General features: G+C 73.6%; 15 protein-coding genes and 1 riboswitch. Of the genes, 8 read left to right on the forward strand and 7 right to left on the reverse strand.

Annotation, left to right across the window (positions count from 1 at the left end):
• Positions 1-24 precede the first annotated feature (24 nt).
• The gene (locus ACIRFH_RS03415; RefSeq protein ID WP_403516852.1) at positions 25-399 is read right to left on the reverse strand and encodes a winged helix-turn-helix transcriptional regulator; all 375 of its coding nucleotides are present in this window, start codon (positions 397-399) and stop codon (positions 25-27) included.
• A gap of 99 nt (positions 400-498) precedes the next feature.
• On the opposite strand from ACIRFH_RS03415, the gene ACIRFH_RS03420 reads away from it, so the two are divergent.
• The 3 genes from ACIRFH_RS03420 to ACIRFH_RS03430 all read left to right on the forward strand — a co-directional run bounded on the left by ACIRFH_RS03420 (position 499) and on the right by ACIRFH_RS03430 (position 3,624).
• Positions 499-1,353: an NAD(P)H-binding protein gene (locus ACIRFH_RS03420; RefSeq protein WP_403516853.1), complete on the forward strand. Its 855-nt coding sequence runs from the start codon at positions 499-501 to the stop codon at positions 1,351-1,353.
• Between the two features lie 125 nt (positions 1,354-1,478).
• A complete protein-coding gene (gene rarD, locus ACIRFH_RS03425; protein WP_403516854.1) occupies positions 1,479-2,543 on the forward strand; it encodes an EamA family transporter RarD in 1,065 nt (354 codons plus the stop codon).
• A gap of 127 nt (positions 2,544-2,670) precedes the next feature.
• On the forward strand, positions 2,671-3,624 hold the full coding sequence (locus ACIRFH_RS03430; protein WP_403516855.1) for a M28 family metallopeptidase: 954 nt from the start codon (positions 2,671-2,673) through the stop codon (positions 3,622-3,624).
• 28 nt (positions 3,625-3,652) lie between these two features.
• Here the strand turns inward: ACIRFH_RS03430 and ACIRFH_RS03435 are convergent, their stop codons facing one another.
• The gene (locus ACIRFH_RS03435; RefSeq protein WP_403516856.1) at positions 3,653-5,272 is read right to left on the reverse strand and encodes a tetratricopeptide repeat protein; all 1,620 of its coding nucleotides are present in this window, start codon (positions 5,270-5,272) and stop codon (positions 3,653-3,655) included.
• A gap of 284 nt (positions 5,273-5,556) precedes the next feature.
• On the opposite strand from ACIRFH_RS03435, the gene ACIRFH_RS03440 reads away from it, so the two are divergent.
• Positions 5,557-6,159, forward strand: a complete 603-nt coding sequence (locus ACIRFH_RS03440) for a flavodoxin family protein (RefSeq protein WP_403516857.1) — start codon at positions 5,557-5,559, stop codon at positions 6,157-6,159.
• Here the strand turns inward: ACIRFH_RS03440 and ACIRFH_RS03445 are convergent.
• From ACIRFH_RS03445 to ACIRFH_RS03460, 4 genes are all read right to left on the reverse strand, one after another.
• A complete protein-coding gene (locus tag ACIRFH_RS03445; protein WP_403516858.1) occupies positions 6,149-7,102 on the reverse strand; it encodes an ABC transporter permease in 954 nt (317 codons plus the stop codon). The genes ACIRFH_RS03440 and ACIRFH_RS03445 overlap by 11 nt on opposite strands.
• Complete coding sequence (locus ACIRFH_RS03450) at positions 7,089-8,072, reverse strand: ABC transporter ATP-binding protein (RefSeq protein ID WP_403516859.1); 984 nt, start codon at positions 8,070-8,072, stop codon at positions 7,089-7,091. Before ACIRFH_RS03450 ends, ACIRFH_RS03445 begins: the two co-directional genes overlap by 14 nt.
• Positions 8,073-8,107: 35 nt before the next feature.
• Positions 8,108-9,334: an outer membrane lipoprotein carrier protein LolA gene (locus ACIRFH_RS03455; protein WP_403516860.1), complete on the reverse strand. Its 1,227-nt coding sequence runs from the start codon at positions 9,332-9,334 to the stop codon at positions 8,108-8,110.
• Positions 9,335-9,629: 295 nt separating this feature from the next.
• Entirely contained in the window at positions 9,630-10,640 is a 1,011-nt protein-coding gene (locus tag ACIRFH_RS03460) for a polyprenyl synthetase family protein (protein WP_403516861.1), read from the reverse strand.
• Between the two features lie 768 nt (positions 10,641-11,408).
• A riboswitch (cyclic di-AMP (ydaO/yuaA leader) is annotated at positions 11,409-11,577 on the forward strand.
• Between the two features lie 5 nt (positions 11,578-11,582).
• Between ACIRFH_RS03460 and ACIRFH_RS03465 the strand changes: the two genes are divergently transcribed.
• Positions 11,583-12,071 (forward strand): transglycosylase SLT domain-containing protein, encoded by a 489-nt coding sequence (locus ACIRFH_RS03465; RefSeq protein WP_403516862.1) that lies wholly within the window; start codon positions 11,583-11,585, stop codon positions 12,069-12,071.
• A gap of 61 nt (positions 12,072-12,132) precedes the next feature.
• On the opposite strand, the gene ACIRFH_RS03470 is transcribed toward ACIRFH_RS03465, so the two are convergent.
• A complete protein-coding gene (locus tag ACIRFH_RS03470; RefSeq protein WP_403516863.1) occupies positions 12,133-12,942 on the reverse strand; it encodes an HAD family hydrolase in 810 nt (269 codons plus the stop codon).
• Between the two features lie 213 nt (positions 12,943-13,155).
• Between ACIRFH_RS03470 and ACIRFH_RS03475 the strand changes: the two genes are divergently transcribed.
• From ACIRFH_RS03475 to ACIRFH_RS03485, 3 genes are read left to right on the forward strand one after another with little or no spacing between them, the layout of a single operon-like run.
• Complete coding sequence (locus ACIRFH_RS03475) at positions 13,156-14,241, forward strand: GNAT family N-acetyltransferase (RefSeq protein ID WP_403516864.1); 1,086 nt, start codon at positions 13,156-13,158, stop codon at positions 14,239-14,241.
• Positions 14,242-14,271: 30 nt separating this feature from the next.
• Positions 14,272-15,564 carry a glycosyltransferase gene (locus tag ACIRFH_RS03480; protein WP_403516865.1) on the forward strand — a complete coding sequence of 431 codons (1,293 nt, stop codon included), beginning with the start codon at positions 14,272-14,274 and terminating at the stop codon, positions 15,562-15,564.
• Entirely contained in the window at positions 15,561-16,391 is an 831-nt protein-coding gene (locus tag ACIRFH_RS03485; protein ID WP_403516866.1) for a polysaccharide deacetylase family protein, read from the forward strand. Before ACIRFH_RS03480 ends, ACIRFH_RS03485 begins: the two co-directional genes overlap by 4 nt.
• Positions 16,392-16,408 lie beyond the last annotated feature (17 nt).

The following is a 16,408-nucleotide window of genomic DNA, read 5'->3' on the forward strand; positions in this document are numbered from 1 at the left end:
TACCGCTCCACGAGGCCCGGGTCGTCAGGCCCGGGCCTCGTCGTATGCCCGGCGCGCCCGCGCGACCTCGTCCATCCGGTCCTCCGTCCACCGGGCCAGGGCCGCCACCTGCTCGGCCGCCTCCCGGCCGAGGTCCGTCAGGGAGTAGTCCACCCGCGGCGGGATCACCGGCTTCGCGTCCCGGTGCACCAGACCGTCGCGCTCCAGGGTCTGGAGGGTCTGGGTCAGCATCTTCTCGCTGACCGTCCGGCCCTGCCGGGAGACGGCACGGCGCAGCTCGCCGAAGCGGTACGGGCGGTCGATCAGCTCCATCAGGACCAGGACGCCCCAGCGACTGGTGACGTGTTCCAGGACGAGCCGGTACGGGCACATCGTCTCGCGGCTGACACTTACTTCCATAGCCGTACCTTACTTCAAAGTGGGTACTATCCATAAGTTAGTGCCGCTCCTAGGGTGAGTGACAGAGAAAGACGTCACCGCACGAGGAGTACACGGACCATGAGCATCGTCGTCACCGGAGCCTCCGGACACCTTGGCCGCCACGTGGTGGGGCAGCTGCTGGAGAAGGTCCCGGCCGAGCAGGTCACCGCCGTCGTGCGCAGCGCGGAGAAGGGCGCCGCCCTCGCGGAGCGCGGCGTGCGGATCGCCGTGGCCGACTACAACGCGCCCGAGACCTTCGACGGGCTGTTCTCGGCGGGCGACAAGGTGCTGCTGATCTCCGGCAACGAGGTCACCAAGGACCGCCCCGCGCAGCACAGGGCCGTCATCGACGCCGCCGCCGCGGCGGGGGTCGCGCTGCTGGCGTACACGAGCGCCCCCAGCGGCCTGACCGCCTCCCTCGCCGACGACCACCGCGCCACCGAGAAGGTCCTGCTCTCCTCCGGCCTGCCGTGGGTGATCCTGGGCAACGGCTGGTACCACGAGAACCACACGGAGAACCTCGCCCGGGTACTGGAGCAGGGCGCCGTCGTCCAGGCCGCCCGCGAGGGCCGCATCTCCTCCGCCTCGCGCGCCGACTACGCGGCCGCCGCCGTCGCCGTGCTGACCGGCGAGGGACACGAGAACACGCGGTACGACCTGGGTGGCGACGAGGCGTGGAGCTTCGCCGAGTACGCGGCCGAGGTGAGCCGGCAGGCGGGCCGCGAGGTCGCCTACCGCCCCGTGTCCGTCGAGGAGTACGTCCGCGCCCTCGTCGGCGCCGGGGTGCCCGAGCCGATGGCCGAGGTGCTGGGAGGCGTGGAGGCGTCCACCGAGAAGGGGGAGTTGGTCGTGACCACCGGCGATCTGTCCCGGCTCATCGGCCGTCCGACCACCCCGGTCGCCGACGCGATCGAGGCCGCGCTCCGGGGCTGACGCCCCGACGGCCACCTGTCATGACCGTATGGCGATACGGGCATGACAGGCCGCCGGACGCGGCGCTACCGTCGTCCTGGGCATGCCTCCGTCCCCGGCGTGCCGTAGGCGAGGAGGAGGTGCCCGTGGCCGGGTCGTCCAGGAGTGAACAGCGCATAGGCCTGCTGAACGGCTTCGCGGCCTACGGGATGTGGGGGCTCGTCCCGTTGTTCTGGCCGTTGCTCAAGCCGGCCGGCGCCGGGGAGATCCTCGCCCACCGGATGGTGTGGTCCCTCGCCTTCGTCGCCGTCGCCCTGCTCGTCGTGCGGCGCTGGGCGTGGGCCGGCGAGCTGCTGCGGCAGCCGCGCAAGCTGGGCCTGATCACCGTGGCCGCGGCGGTCATCACCGTCAACTGGGGCGTCTACATCTGGGCCGTGAACAGCGGCCACGTCGTCGAGGCGTCCCTCGGGTACTTCATCAACCCGCTGGTCACCATCGCGATGGGCGTGCTGCTGCTGAAGGAGCGGTTGCGGCCCGTCCAGTGGGCGGCGGTCGGTACCGGCTTCGCGGCCGTCGTCGTGCTCACCGTCGGCTACGGCCGGCCGCCGTGGATCTCCCTCTGCCTCGCCTTCTCCTTCGCCACGTACGGACTGGTGAAGAAGAAGGTCAACCTCGGGGGCGTCGAGTCGCTGGCCGCCGAGACGGCGGTCCAGTTCCTGCCCGCGCTCGGCTTCCTGCTGTGGCAGGGGGCGCACGGCGGCTCCACGTTCACCACCGAGGGCATCGGGCACGGCGCCCTGCTCGCCGCGACCGGCGTGGTCACCGCGATCCCCCTGGTCTGCTTCGGTGCGGCGGCGATCCGCGTGCCACTGTCCACACTGGGACTGCTCCAGTACCTGGCCCCGGTCTTCCAGTTCCTGCTCGGCGTCCTCTACTTCGGCGAGGCCATGCCACCCGAGCGCTGGGCCGGCTTCGCGCTCGTCTGGCTGGCGCTCACCCTGCTCACCTGGGACGCGCTGCGCACCGCCCACCGGACCGCCCGGTCACTGCGGACCCCGCCGGGCGGGGCCGGCGGCGGCGTACCGGCGGAGAAGGGGGACGCCGCGCGGGACTCGGGCGTCGTGGCCTGCGGAGGACCGGCCCCGGATTCCGCTTCCGCGGACCCCGCGCCCGCGCCCGCCCGGATCGACGCCCCGACCGGGAAGCCGTAGCCCGCTATGCGCGACGCGGTGGCCGAATAGCGGTCTTGACGCGGCGTCAGTCGCGGCCACACCATCCAGGCACCTCATTCACCGGGAGACCTCCCCAGGGTCTCCCCAGGAATTCGGAGCCCCCCACATGAAGCTTTCCGTCTCCGGGCGTGCGCTGGCGGCCGGCGCCGTCGCGGTCGCCACCCTGATGACCGGCGGTTCCGTGGCCGGCGCGACCCCCACCCCCGAGGCCACTGCCGCTGCCGCCGCACCCGACATACCGGTGGCCGACGTCAAGGCCCACCTGGCGCGGCTCCAGTCGATCGCCACGGCGAACGGCGGCAACCGCGCCCACGGCCGCCCCGGCTACCAGGCGTCGCTCGACTACGTGAAGGCCAAGCTGGACGCCGCCGGGTTCACCACCACGGTCCAGCGGTTCACGTCCTCCGGCCGCACCGGCTACAACCTCATCGCGGACTGGCCCGGCGGCGACGCGAATCAGGTTGTCATGTCCGGGTCACATTTGGACAGTGTCACCGCGGGCCCCGGCATCAACGACAACGGCTCCGGCTCGGCGGCCGTCCTGGAGACCGCGCTCGCCGTGGCCCGCTCCGGCTACCACCCCACCAAGCACCTGCGCTTCGCCTGGTGGGGCGCGGAGGAGCTGGGGCTGGTCGGCTCCCGCTCCTACGTCAACAGCCTCGGGTCCGCCGGCCTCGCGAAGATCAGCGGCTATCTGAACTTCGACATGATCGGCTCGCCCAACCCCGGCTACTTCGTCTACGACGACGATCCCGTGATCGAGAAGACCTTCAAGGACTACTACGCCGGCCTCGGCGTCGCCACCGAGATCGAGACCGAGGGCGACGGCCGCTCCGACCACGCGCCCTTCAAGAGCGCGGGCGTCCCCGTCGGCGGCCTCTTCAGCGGCGCCGACTACCGCAAGACGTCCGCGCAGGCGGCCAAGTGGGGCGGCACCGCGGGCCAGCCGTTCGACCGGTGCTACCACTCGTCATGCGACACGACCGCCAACATCGACGACACGGCGCTGAACCGCAACAGCGACGCCGTCGCGTACGCGGTCTGGCAGCTGTCGCAGTAGCCGCCGGCGCGTCCCGGCCGACGCCGGGTCAGTCGGCCGAGGCGTGGGCGTGGGCGCGGGCGCGTTCGGCGAGGCGGCCCATGCGGGTGCGGGCCGACTCGAGCCGCTCGGCGTCGTCGGCGGCCGGTCCCTCCTCGGCGGCGAGTTCGCTCCACAGGCCGACCAGGTCGCGCCCCAGCTCCAGCCCCCGCTCGGGGTCGCGCACCGCACGCCAGGCGGTGGCCGCGCTCTGGACGTTGCCGTAGGCGGCCTCCGCGTCGCCCGCCCGGCGGTGGATGCCGACCAGGTCCAGCGAGAGCCGGAAGGCGCGGGCCGGGTCGCCCGACAGGTAGGCGATGTACGCGGTGAGCTCGCGGAGCCGGAGCACCTCCGGGTGCTCCGGTCCCAGCGTGTCCGAGGCCTCGGCCACCGCGCGCTCCGCGAGTCGCGCCGCGTCCTGCGTACGTCCCTCCCTGACCGCCTCGTTGATCCGCGCCGTGGGCTCGGCGAGGAGGGCGGGGGTGGTGACGTCACCGGGCGCGGTGAGCGGCGCGTCCCCGAGCACGGCCTCGGCCACGGCGTCGAAACCGCGGGCGGGGGTGGGCGTGGGCCTGGGGCCGGGGTCGGGGTCCGCGACGAGGCCGGGGACCGGCTTGCGGCGCCCGGCGGGAGCGGGGGCGAGCACGGAGGCGGGCTCGGGCGCCACGCCCGCGGAGCGGCCGGGTATGGCGACGGGAGGTGCGGGGACGCCGGACGCGGGGGCTCCGGTCAGGGATGTGACGGGCGCCGGAGCGGCGGGTGCCGTTCCGTCCGCCGACAGGCCGCCGGGCGCGGCACCGCCGCCCGCGGGCTCCGCGTCCATCCGCGGCGGCGGACCGAACACCCCCGTCGGCGGCGCCACCGTGCCCGGCGCCGTGCCCCCGGCGGGTACGGGCAGGGCGCGCGAGGTGAACGCGGGCGCGGACTCACCGGACGACGCCCGCTGCGGCTCGGGCACCGCGGGCACGTCGGCAGCCGAGTCCGGCCGGACGGCGGGGGACGCCGAGGCAGCGGGGGACGCCGGGGCAGCGGGGGGTGCCGGAGCCGCCGGGAGCACCTGGACGGCGGGGACCGCCGAGGCGACCCGGGTCGCCGGCGTCACCGCCGGCGCATCGGCCGCCGGCGCCGGCCGGACGACGGGAGCCGCCGAGGCAGCCCGAGCCGCAGAAGTCGCCGCCGGCACGTCGGCAGCCGGGGCTGCGGACGCCCTCGAGACCTCCGGGGCCGCCGGGACCGCCGGCGCCTCCGGGACCGCCGGCGCCTCCGAGGCCGATGCGCCCGTGACCGCCGGGGCGCCCTCCGTGCCCTCGGCCGCCTCCGCCGTACGCGGTGTCGGCACCGGCTTGCCCGCGAGGTGGCTGGAGCCGTCCGGGTCGACCCGGAGCCGGACGACGCAGTCGATGCGCTCGTCGTGGACCGTGGCGAGGACGGGCCGGCCCGCCGTGCGGGCGATGTGGTGGAGTCGGTTCAGGACGGCGTGCTGGATCTCCTCGCCGGGGGCGGCGACGACCGGGACGCCGTCGACCGAAGCGCCGCGCACGTCACCGCCGGCCCCCGGTACGCGGACGTCGATCGGCGGACGCTCGGCGCGTCGCTGGTCCCGCTGCCTGTCGCGGCCGAGTCGAGACATCGTCCCCCCACTCATAGGCGGCTTCCGTCGGCGGTTCCGCTTCCCCGCCGTCCAGAGCCTGTCATGCCTGTCGTTCACCTACCGTCGAGTCTCTCCGCTCGCTCGCGATTCTCACGTCACCGCGGTGTCACAGGCTCGTTCCAGGAGGTCACGGACGTGCGGTGCGCCGTGCCGGGCCACCCCGCCCGCCACCGCCCCGGGCGTCACCCTGAACAGTCTCATGCATACGCATATAATGCAGGTGCTGGTATTTCGCGTACGCCGGAAAACCCCTGGGGGATCCCATGAGCCGCCGTTTCCTCTTCCTGCTCGGCAGCAGCCGCCCCGACGGCAACACCGAACTGCTGGCCCGCCGCGCCGCCGAACAGCTGCCCGCGGACGTCGAGCAGCGATGGATCAGCCTGGCCGAGCACCCGCTGCCCGAGTTCGAGGACCTGCGGCACGACAGCGACCACACCCGCCCCACCGAGGGCGATGCGGCGCTGCTGCTCGACGCCACGCTCGCCGCGACGGACCTCGTGATCGCCTCGCCGCTGTACTGGTACTCGCTGTCCGCCCCGGTCAAGCGCTACCTGGACCACTGGTCCGGCTGGCTGCGCACCCCCGGCCTCGACTTCAAGGCGACCCTGGCCGGCCGCACCCTGTGGGGCGTCACCGCGCTCGCGCACGAGGAGCAGGAGGTCGCCGACCCCCTGATCGGCAGCCTGAACAACTCGGCGGCGTACATGGGCATGCGGTTCGGCGGTGTCCTGCTCGGCAACGGCAGCAAGCCCGGCGACGTCCTGCACGACACCGACGCGCTGGCCCGGGCCAAGACCTTCTTCGCCCGGGAGGCGCCGCTCGCCCGCTTCCCGTACGAGCGGGCGGACGCGGCCGCTACGAGGTGATGTCCTTCGTGGTGAACCGTGCCCAGGCCGCCGAGCCGAACACCGCCGCGTACAGGGCCTGCAGGCCGAGGTTCTTCACCAGCTCGTCCCAGTAGACCGGCTCGCGCATCAGGTCGGCGAAGGACAGCCAGTAGTGCGAGAAGAAGTACGGCTGGAGGGCGTGCAGCTGGGGGATCTGGTCGAGGATCTGGACGGTGATCACCAGCCCGACCGTGGTCGCCATCGCCGCGATGCCGCTCCCGGTCAGCGTCGAGACGAACAGGCCGAGCGCCGCCACGCCGACGAGCGAGGCGGCGACGACCAGGGCGATCAACAGGGCCCGCCCCAGGCCCTCGGCGTAGGTGATGCGGGTGCCGGAGATGGTGGTCAGGTCGCCGAGCGGGAACAGCAGCGCCCCGACCGCGAGTGCCGTGACGGCGACCACGAGGGTGGCCGCGAGGCAGAAGGCGATCACCGTCGCGTATTTCGTGAACAGCAGGCGGGTGCGTCCGGCCGGGGCGACCAGGAGGTAGCGCAGCGTGCCCGCGCTCGCCTCGCCCGCGATCGCGTCACCGGCGACGACACCGACGGCCATCGGCAGGAAGAACGGGAGCGTCGCGGCGAGCGCGGTGAAGACCAGGAACAGCCCGTTGTTGCTGATCTGCGCGATGAACGCCGGCCCCTCGTCCCCGCCGCCCCGGCCCCCGCCGAACGACGAGCCGTCCCCCGTCTCGATCCTCACGGCGATCCCCACCAGGACCGGCACCGCGGCCAGCACGCCCAGCAGGGCGAGGGTGCGCCAGCGCCGGAAGGTGGTCAGCAGCTCGCTGCGGAGCAGCCCGAGGGACCACAGGGGGCTCGGCGCGCGCACGACGTGCGCCTCCGCGTCCCCGTGCACCGCGTCCCCGTCCGCCGCTCCCCCGGCGCGTGCCGCCCCGGCCGGTGACGCCTCAGCCCGCGACATCGAAGCCCTCTCCCGTCAGTGCCACGAACGCGTCCTCCAGGGAGGCCCGTTCCACTCCGAAGCCGCGGACGCGCACGCCGGCCGCGACCAGCGCGGCGTTCAGGTCGGCGAGGTCGCCGCCCGGCGGCTCCGCCGTCACCCGGTCCTCGGCGACGGCCACGTCCCCGGCGCCCCGTTCCTTCAGCACCCGCGCCGCCTCCCCCGTGTCCGGCGTGGTCACCACCAGCCGGCCGCGCGCCCCGGCCGCCAGGTCGGCGACCGGGCCCTGGGTGATCAGCCGTCCCCGCGCCATCACGGCGGCGTGCGTGCACACCTGCTCGATCTCGTCCAGCAGGTGGGAGGAGAGGAAGACGGTGGTGCCGTCGGAGGCCAGCTCGCGCACGAGGGCGCGGATCTCGCGCATGCCCTGGGGGTCGAGCCCGTTGGTGGGCTCGTCCAGCACCAGCAGACGGCGCGGCTGGAGCAGCGCGGCCGCCAGTCCGAGGCGCTGCTTCATGCCGAGCGAGTACGCCTTCGCCTTCTTGCCCGCGGCGGCCGTGAGGCCCACCCGGTCCAGCGCCGCCCCGACGCGCTCGCGCCGGGTGCGCGGGTCGGCGGTCGGGTCGGCGGCGTCGTAGCGCAGGAGGTTGTCGCGGCCGGAGAGGAAGCCGTACAGGGCCGGGCCCTCGATGAGGGCGCCGACCTGGGGCAGTACGGCGCGGGCGGCACGCGGCACGGGCCGGCCCAGCACCCGTGCCGCGCCCGAGGTCGGCTCGATCAGGCCCATCAGCATGCGGATGGTGGTGGTCTTGCCGGAGCCGTTGGGGCCGAGGAAGCCGAAGACGCTGCCCGCCGGGACGGTCAGGTCCAGGCCGTCGACGGCGAGCTGTCCGCCGCGGTAGCGCTTGGTGAGGGCGCGGGTGGCGATGACGGCGTCACTCTCGCCGTCCCGGCCCGGGCCCTCCGGTTCCGCGGCGGACGGTTCCCCCATCGGCTCCCTCTCCTCGTCGTGCGGGCGGTGCGGTGCTACTTCGCGGCGTCGGCCGCCTTCACCAGCGCGTCCTTGGTGACCGCACCGGCGTAGACCTTGCCGTCGTCCGTGATCAGGGCGTTGACCAGGCGGGTCGTGAAGACCGTGCCCGAGCCGAAGTCGCCCTTGACCTGGTCGCCGAAGGAGCCCAGGAAGCCGCCCAGGTCGCCGCCCTCGGACGCGTCCGGCAGGCCCTGGCCGCCGGTGTCGAAGGTGGCGATCGTGTTCCAGCCCTCGCCGATGACCTCGAGGCCGTCCAGGTCCTCGGCGAGGTCGGCGTCGGGCTTGTGGCCCCGCTCCGGTGCCTTGGGCGTCTCGCCCGCCTCGGGCGTCTCGTCGTCCTCGGTGACCTTCGCGCCCTTGGGCGGGGTGAAGTCGAACGTCGAGGCGTCCGGCTTCGCGAAGCTGACCTGGGTGAAGCCCGCGTCCACGACGGCGGCGCCGCCGCTCGACGGGGTCAGGGTGAACTTCAGCGGCATGCCGGTCTTCGCGTCCACGGCCACGCTGATCGCGCCGACCGTGGAACCGGACTGCCGGGGCTTGATCACCAGTCGGTACGCGTCCCGGCCGGCGACCTGCGCGGTGCCGTCGACGGTCACGGACGTGGTGTCGTCGACCGCCTTGAGGGCCTGCTCGGTGAAGTCCTTCGGGGTGGCCGGCGCCTTCCCGGCGGGCCGCTCGGCGCCGGGGGACGTGGTGGAGTGGTAGACCTCGTTGGACTTGCTGTCGTAGCCCCAGACGTCCTTGCCGTCGTGGATCAGGCTGTACTCGGCGGCGTTCTCCAGCAGCGAGAGCTTCTGCCGGTCGGGTCCGTCGGCCGCGACGCGCAGCGTGTGGCTGCCGGTCACCAGCCCGGTAAGCTTGGCGGACGGGTCGGCGGAGGAACCGTCACCGCCGCCGGCGCCCGGGCCGCCGGACATGCCGGACGCCAGACCGCTCTCCAGGCCGCCGAGGTCCGGCAGGCCCAGGTCGGTGCTGATCCTGACGGTGCCGGACAGCTGCTGGACGTCCGACTCGGCGATCTTCTGGATGAGCTGCTGGGCCGTCACCTCGGGCAGGTCCGGGTCGCCTGAGTCGGCGAGGGCGGGGACGAGCCCGATCGTGGCGGCCGCCACGCCCATCACCGCGACCGGGACGACGTACCGCGCGGCCCTGCGCCGTCCGGCACGCGGCTCCTCGCCGTCCCCGGCGGTCGTGTTGTCGTCGGAATCGATCGGTGCCATGTGTGCCCTACCTCCGTCGTCGGCGGCGGCTGTCTCGCGACCTCGCACGTGTTCACCCGTGAGCCGCCATTCTCACCCGAATCGGTGAGGAGTGGTGTTTTTCCGTGTGACCATCTGACCAAATCGGCCACGAGGAAGCGTCAGACCGCGGGCTCAACTCCGCGTACTCCTGCGGGATGACACGGAAGGGCGGATCCTCCACCGACCGGTGGGGGCGTCCCCGACCGGTGGGGGCGTCCCCGACCGGTGGGGGCGGGGCGCGTCGCGCCGGGAGAGCGCGGTGGCGGCCGGGAGGTCAGCCGGCTCGGTGCACCACCGCGTCGCACAGCTCGATCAGCGCGGCCTTCGCGTCGCACTCCCGCAGCGGGGCCAGCGCCGACCGGGCGTCCTTCGCGTACCGGACGGTGTCCCGCCGCGCCTGTTCGAGCGCGGGGTGGGCGCGCAGCAGGCGCAGGGCCTCGGCATGCCGCGCGTCGTCGCTCAGGTCGGAGTCCAGCAGCTCGCACAGGGCGATGTCCTCGGCGAGCCCCAGCCGGGCCGCCCGTTCGCGCAGCCGCAGCACCGGGAGGGTCGGGATGCCCTCGCGCAGGTCCGTGCCGGGCGTCTTGCCCGACTCGTGGGAGTCGGAGGCGATGTCCAGGACGTCGTCCGCGAGCTGGAAGGCGACGCCGAGCCGCTCGCCGTACTGGGTCAGCACGTCGACGACCGTGTCGTCGGCGCCGGACATCATCGCGCCGAACCGGCAGGAGACCGCCACCAGCGATCCCGTCTTGCCGCCCAGCACGTCCAGGTAGTGGTCGACCGGGTCCCGTCCGTCCTGGGGCCCCGCCGTCTCCAGGATCTGGCCGGTGACGAGCCGCTCGAACGCGAGGGCCTGCACCCGGACCGCCTCGGGCCCGAGGTCGGCGAGGATCTGGGAGGCGCGGGCGAACAGGAAGTCGCCGGTGAGGACCGCGACCGAGTTGCCCCAGCGGGTGTTGGCGCTGGGCACGCCGCGGCGCACGGCGGCCTCGTCCATCACGTCGTCGTGGTAGAGCGTGGCGAGGTGGGTCAGCTCCACGACCACGGCCGAGGGCACGATGCCGGGCGCGTAGGGGTCGCCGAACCGGGAGGCGAGCATCACCAGCAGCGGCCGGAACCGCTTGCCGCCGGCCCGCACCAGGTGCTGGGCGGCCTCCGTGATGAAGGGCACCTCACTCTTGGTTGCCTCAAGCAACCCTTCCTCGACGGCCGCCAGTCCGGTCTGGACATCGGCTTCCAGTGCCTGGTCCCGCACGCTCAGCCCGAACGGCCCGACGACGGTCACGAGGGGTCTCCTGTCTGCTGGTGTCTACTGGCGATTACCTGGTTTGTCGATAGGTCGCTGCCACCACTCGAGTCAGCGTATCCGGTCACGTTTCGATCACCGCTAGCGCCCACCGTTACAGGCCGGTCGGTATCGGATCATGCACGGTATGTTTTTGATCAAGTGATATGAGCAGATATCGGCCGACATCGCCGGAGAGGCGCGGCGCGGAGCACGGCACACCGGAAGCCACCACCGAAGATCCCACCACCCCTCCCGACGGACCGCACCCCGAGAGCGTCACCCGTTCGCCACCCGCACCCGCGACCCCGGACGGATGCCCGCACACCCCGGACGGATGCCCGCGCGACACGAGGAAACACCGGGGCGCCCCGCCGACGGAGGGGCGTACCCCCGCTGCCGCGCGCGTCCGGCCGGGCACCCGGTCGGCCCCCCAGCCACCCCCCGGTCGGGCCCCCGCACCGAAGCGACCCCCACCAGGGGGCGATTGACCACCAGTTGACTCTAATGCCCGATTTGCCGCTCTTGTTGAGGCCAGTGAGTTGGCTCACGCCACCGCGCCCGCCCGCACCCCCGCCGCGAACCCCCTCACCCCTTTGCCCCGTAGGCGAGTTGAGCCTTGGCAGTAGCAAAGGATCAAGCACCCCAAATGCCTCAGATCAAGGTCAACAGGCACGTCGGGTGATTCCTGCACTTGTTCCGGACATGTGCTCTCGCATACGTTCCCGGCCTGTCAGGCGGACGCCGAATCCTGCCACCGCCCCGACACACAGTCATCCACCGACACACTCGCAGGCAGGAGCGGGGGACCCAAGGTAAGTCGCCGCGCCGGACACCACCGGAGCGGCTCGGGGTGAAGCCGTGCCCGTCAGGGCGCGGCCGGGCACCTCCCCGCCCGAACCCGACAGCTCACCTCGCAGGCGTATGGAGAGGGACACACACATGCCTGCCAACGGTCAGAACCGTCACGCCCGAACCGGCCGCCTCGCCCGCAAGCTCGCCGTCGCCGGCACCGGCGTCGCCGTGCTCGCCCTGCCGCTCGTCGGCGCCGCCACCGCGTCCGCCGCCACCCCGGCCACCACGGCCGCCGCCGCCACGGCGACGGTGTACCCGAACAACCTCGACGGCTGGATCCGCGAGTCGCTGGACATCATGGCGCAGCACGGGATCCCCGGGACCTACGACGGCATCCACCGCAACGTCATGCGGGAGTCGTCCGGCAACCCGTTCGCCATCAACAACTGGGACGTCAACGCCGTCAACGGCACCCCGTCCAAGGGCCTGCTCCAGGTGATCGACCCGACCTTCCGGGCGTACCACGTCGCCGGCACCTCCTGGGACTCGTACGACCCGGTCGCCAACATCACCGCCGCCTGCAACTACGCGGCCCACCGGTACGGCTCCATCGACAACGTCTTCAGCGCGTACTGAGCCGCCCGCGCACCGCGACACAACCGGACGAACCGAGCCGTACCGATACGCACCCGGTGCGTCAGGAGGCTCCGAAGATCCGCTCGAGGACGACGGCCACGCCGTCGTCCTCGTTCGTCGTGGTGACCTCGTCCGCGACCGCCTTGAGTTCGGGGTGGGCGCCCGCCATGGCGACCCCGCGGGCCGCCCAGTGGAACATGGGGATGTCGTTGGGCATGTCCCCGAAGGCGATCGTCCGCCGCCGGCTCAGCCCCAGACGCTCGGCGGCGAGCGCCAGACCGGTCGCCTTGGTCACCCCGCACGGCTGGAGCTCCACCGTCCCCGGCCCCGACATCGTGACCGTCGCGAGGGAACCCACCACCGCGCGCGCCGTCGCCGCCAACTCGTCGTCGGACAGGTCGGGGTGGCGCAGCAGCACCTTGCTGATCGGCGCGCTCCACAGCTCGTCGCGCCGCTCGACCCGCACCGCGGGCAGGGTCGGGTGGGGCATCAGATAGCCCGGTTCGATGAGCGTCAGCCCGTCGACGCCGTCCTGGTCGACCGCGGCGTACACCTCCCCCACCTCGGCCTCGATCTTGCCGAGCGCGGTCTCCGCCAGCTCCCGGTCCAGGGTGACCGACCACAGCATCCGGTGCGCGTCGGCGTCGTACACCTGCGCGCCCTGCCCGCACACCGCGAGCCCCGTGCAGCCGAGGCCGTCGAGCAGGGAGCGCACCCTCGGTGCCGGGCGCCCCGTCACCACCAGGTGCCGCGCCCCCGCCCGGGCCACCCGCGCCAGCGCGGCCAGCGACCGGTCGGAGACGGTGTCGTCGCCGCGCAGCAGCGTTCCGTCGAGGTCGGTGGCGACGAGGGCATATGCGGTGCGGTCCATGATCAGAGAATACGGACACCGCACCTGCCCGACCCACCCACGACCGGTTGCGCACGAGGACGTTCGCAGGTGTCCGAAACCTGACGCAACACCGTCTGAAGGCGGTTAAAGGCCTGTGCACCAGTTGGCAACAACATGCTCTGCCTTCTACCCTCCGGGCGGCCCCGGGGGTACCTTCCTGTTGTCCAGGGGGGACTTGATCGGGGGGTCGGGTTGAGCAGCGGACGTGTACGCGTGCTGAGGCCGGAGGAGCTGGGCGAGGGGGAACGGGAGCGCTGGCGCGAGCTGCGCGCCGGGGCGACGGCGCCCCGCAATCCCTTCATGGAGCCGGAGTTCACCGACGTCGTGGGCCGGGTACGGCCCGGGGCGCGGGTGGCGGTGCTGTACGAGGGCGGTGAGGCCGCCGGTTTCCTGCCGCACGAGCGCGGGCCGCTGGGCCAGGGCCGGGCGATCGGGCTCGGGGTCTCGGACTGCCAGGGCGCGGTGCTGCGGCCGGGCCTCCTCCCGGACACCCGCCGACTGCTGCGGGCCTGCTCCCTGTCGAGCCTCGCCTTCGACAACCTGGAGGCCGAGCAGGGCCTGTTCGTGCCGTACGCCGCCGAGGAGCACGCCACCTACGTCATCGACGTGGAGAAGGGGTACGAGGCGTACGAGAGCGTGCTGCGCACCCAGTCGCCGAAGTTCCTGAAGACCACCCTCGCCAAGGAGCGCAGGCTGGGCCGGCAGGCCGGAACCGTGCGCTTCGTGTTCGACGAGCGCGAACCGGCCGCGCTGCGCACCCTCATGGAGTGGAAGTCGGCGCAGTACCGCAGGACGGGACGCCGGGACCGCTTCGCCCAGGAGTGGATCGCCCGGCTCGTCGGACGGCTCGCCGAGACCCGGGCGCCTCAGTGCACGGGCACGCTGTCCGTGCTCTACGCCGACGACCGGCCCGTCGCCGCCCACTTCGGGCTGCGCTCGGAGTCGGTCCTGGCCTGCTGGTTCCCGGCGTACGACCCGGACTTCGCGAAGTACTCGCCGGGGCTGGTGCTGCACCTGCGGATGGCCGAGGCCGCCGCCGCCGAGGGCATCGGCCTGCTCGACATGGGGCGGGGCGCGGCGGAGTACAAGGACTCGCTGAAGACCGGTGAACTGCCCGTGTACGAGGGGACGGCGACACGTCCGGGGGCGGGCGCCGCGCTGCACTGGCTCGGCCGCGAACCGGCCCGCCGCGCGCACGGCTTCGTGCGCGAACGGCCACGGCTGGCGTCGCTGGCGGCACGCACGCTGAAGGGGGCGGCCCGGCTGCGCCGGTCGTGACGGAGGGGCAACCACGAGGGGGTGGGGCGCATGGCCGGAGCACGGCGTGCGCGGCAGGAGGCACGGCGGGAGATCGAGAGATTCCTGAGCATCGAACCGGTGCAGGTCGCCGAGCTGGACCTCGGCGACGGGGAGGATGCCTGCCTCAGACCGGGGCCGGGTGGTCCCCCGGTCACGTCCGGCCCGGTGTTCGTCCTGGTCCGCAGGGCGGGACGGCCCGTCGGCACACTGCTGGGGCGGGTGCCCCGGGGAGCGGATCCGGCACGGGAACTGGCGGGCCTCGCCCGGCGCCTGCGTCCCGGGACGCCGCCCGGGCCCGTCCCCCCTCCCCCGTCCGCCGGTGTCGTCGTCGCCACCCGGGAGCGCGCCGGGCAGCTCGCCCGCGCGCTCGACTCCCTGCTCGCGCAGGACCATCCGGACTTCGAGGTCGTCGTCGTCGACAACGCCCCGGTGACCGGCGAGACCCGCGAACTGGTCGAGCGGAAGTACGGCGAGCGCGTGCGGTACGTCTGCGAACCGGTCCCCGGACTCGCCGTCGCGCACAACCGGGGCCTCGCGGCCGTGCGCGGCGAGGTGGTCGCCTTCACCGACGACGACGTGGTCGCCGACCCGCGCTGGCTCACCGAGCTGACCGCGCCCTTCACCGCCGACCCGCGCCTGGCGTGCGCGACCGGCCTGATCCTGCCCGCCCGGCTGAGCACCCCGGCCCAGGTCCTCCTGGAGAGCCACGGCGGCTTCGCGAAGGGCTTCGCCCCGCGCACGTACGACCCGGAGCACCCGCCCGCCGACGAACCGCTGTTCCCGTTCACCGCGGGGCGCTTCGGCTCCGGCGCCAACATGGCCTTCCGTACGTCGGTGCTGCGCGCGGCCGGCGGTTTCGACCCGGCGACCGGCGCGGGCACACCCGCACGGGGCGGCGACGACCTCTACGGCTTCGTGCGCGTCCTCACCCGGGGCGGACGGCTGCACTACACGCCGACGGCCCTGGTGTGGCACCACCACCGGGAGACCTGGCGGGACCTGGAGACCCAGGCGTACGGATACGGCGCCGGGCTCACCGCGTACCTCACGGCGGTCCTCGTGAACCGGCCCGCGCTGCTGCCGGCGTTCCTCGCGCGGCTGCCGCGCGGGCTGGCCCACGCGCGCGGTCTGACGGCCGTCCGCGACACGGACGGCGGCGGCGCACCGGGCGCCCACGACGAACGGACCCATCCGTGGCCACGGCGGCTGTCGCGGCTGCAGCGCAGGGGGATGCTGTACGGGCCGGTGGGTTACCTGCGCGCGCGGTACGCCCTGCGGACCGCTGCCAGGGGGGCGAGATGACGACGCCGGACGCCCGCGGCGGGGACGCACCGGGCGGGGGCGCCGTTCCCGTCCTCCTCTACCACGCCGTGATGGAGGACCCGCCCGACTGGATCGCCGAGTTCACCGTCTCCCCCAAGGAGTTCGCCGCCCACCTCGACGCGGTCGTCGACAGCGGGCGGACCCCCGTCACCATCGGCGCGGTCGCCGACCACTTCGCCGGGCGGGCGCCCCTGCCACCCCGGCCCGTGCTGCTGACCTTCGACGACGGCTTCGCCGACCTGCCCGGTCCCACCGCCGAGGCGCTGGCCGACCGCGGACTGCCCGCCACCGCCTACCTCACCACCGGAGCCGTCGCCCCCGGCGGCCGCAGCCTGCTGCCGCCCGCCCCGATGATGCGCCTGGGCGAGGCCGCCGGGCTGGAGGCCTCCGGCATGGAGATCGGCAGCCACACCGTCACCCACGCCCAGCTGGACACCCTGTCCGCCAAGGACCTGGCATACGAACTGCGTACCTCGAAGACCGTGCTGGAGGACGCCCTCGGCCACCCGGTGCGTCACCTCGCCTACCCGCACGGCTACAACAGCCCACGGGTGCGGGCGATGTCGGCCCGCGCCGGCTACGAGACGGCCACCGCCGTGCGGCACGCGCTCAGCTCCGACCGCGACGAGCGGTACCGCATCGCCCGCCTCATCGTGCGGCGCGGTCACACCGTCGCCGACGTCGAGGCGTGGCTGGCGGGTGGCGGCGCCCGGATCGCGCCGTACCGGGACGGGCCGAGGACGGTCGGCTGGCGGTGGTACCGCCGGGCCCGCGCCGTCGTGCGGGGTCCCGTCTTCGCCGGCTGAGCCGGGGAGGCGGGCCC

This window comes from Streptomyces sp. NPDC093586 (assembly GCF_044764905.1).
GTDB lineage: Bacteria > Actinomycetota > Actinomycetes > Streptomycetales > Streptomycetaceae > Streptomyces.

What these genes read in the sequence shown, in the direction of transcription:
- ACIRFH_RS03415 (WP_403516852.1), bottom strand. Translation starts at nt 399, where the DNA reads ATGGAAGTAAGTGTCAGCCGCGAGACGATGTGCCCGTACCGGCTCGTC.
- ACIRFH_RS03420 (WP_403516853.1), top strand. Translation starts at nt 499, where the DNA reads ATGAGCATCGTCGTCACCGGAGCCTCCGGACACCTTGGCCGCCACGTG.
- ACIRFH_RS03430 (WP_403516855.1), top strand. Translation starts at nt 2,671, where the DNA reads ATGAAGCTTTCCGTCTCCGGGCGTGCGCTGGCGGCCGGCGCCGTCGCG.
- ACIRFH_RS03435 (WP_403516856.1), bottom strand. Translation starts at nt 5,272, where the DNA reads ATGTCTCGACTCGGCCGCGACAGGCAGCGGGACCAGCGACGCGCCGAG.
- ACIRFH_RS03440 (WP_403516857.1), top strand. Translation starts at nt 5,557, where the DNA reads ATGAGCCGCCGTTTCCTCTTCCTGCTCGGCAGCAGCCGCCCCGACGGC.
- ACIRFH_RS03445 (WP_403516858.1), bottom strand. Translation starts at nt 7,102, where the DNA reads ATGTCGCGGGCTGAGGCGTCACCGGCCGGGGCGGCACGCGCCGGGGGA.
- ACIRFH_RS03450 (WP_403516859.1), bottom strand. Translation starts at nt 8,072, where the DNA reads ATGGGGGAACCGTCCGCCGCGGAACCGGAGGGCCCGGGCCGGGACGGC.
- ACIRFH_RS03455 (WP_403516860.1), bottom strand. Translation starts at nt 9,334, where the DNA reads ATGGCACCGATCGATTCCGACGACAACACGACCGCCGGGGACGGCGAG.
- ACIRFH_RS03465 (WP_403516862.1), top strand. Translation starts at nt 11,583, where the DNA reads ATGCCTGCCAACGGTCAGAACCGTCACGCCCGAACCGGCCGCCTCGCC.
- ACIRFH_RS03470 (WP_403516863.1), bottom strand. Translation starts at nt 12,942, where the DNA reads ATGGACCGCACCGCATATGCCCTCGTCGCCACCGACCTCGACGGAACG.
- ACIRFH_RS03480 (WP_403516865.1), top strand. Translation starts at nt 14,272, where the DNA reads ATGGCCGGAGCACGGCGTGCGCGGCAGGAGGCACGGCGGGAGATCGAG.
- ACIRFH_RS03485 (WP_403516866.1), top strand. Translation starts at nt 15,561, where the DNA reads ATGACGACGCCGGACGCCCGCGGCGGGGACGCACCGGGCGGGGGCGCC.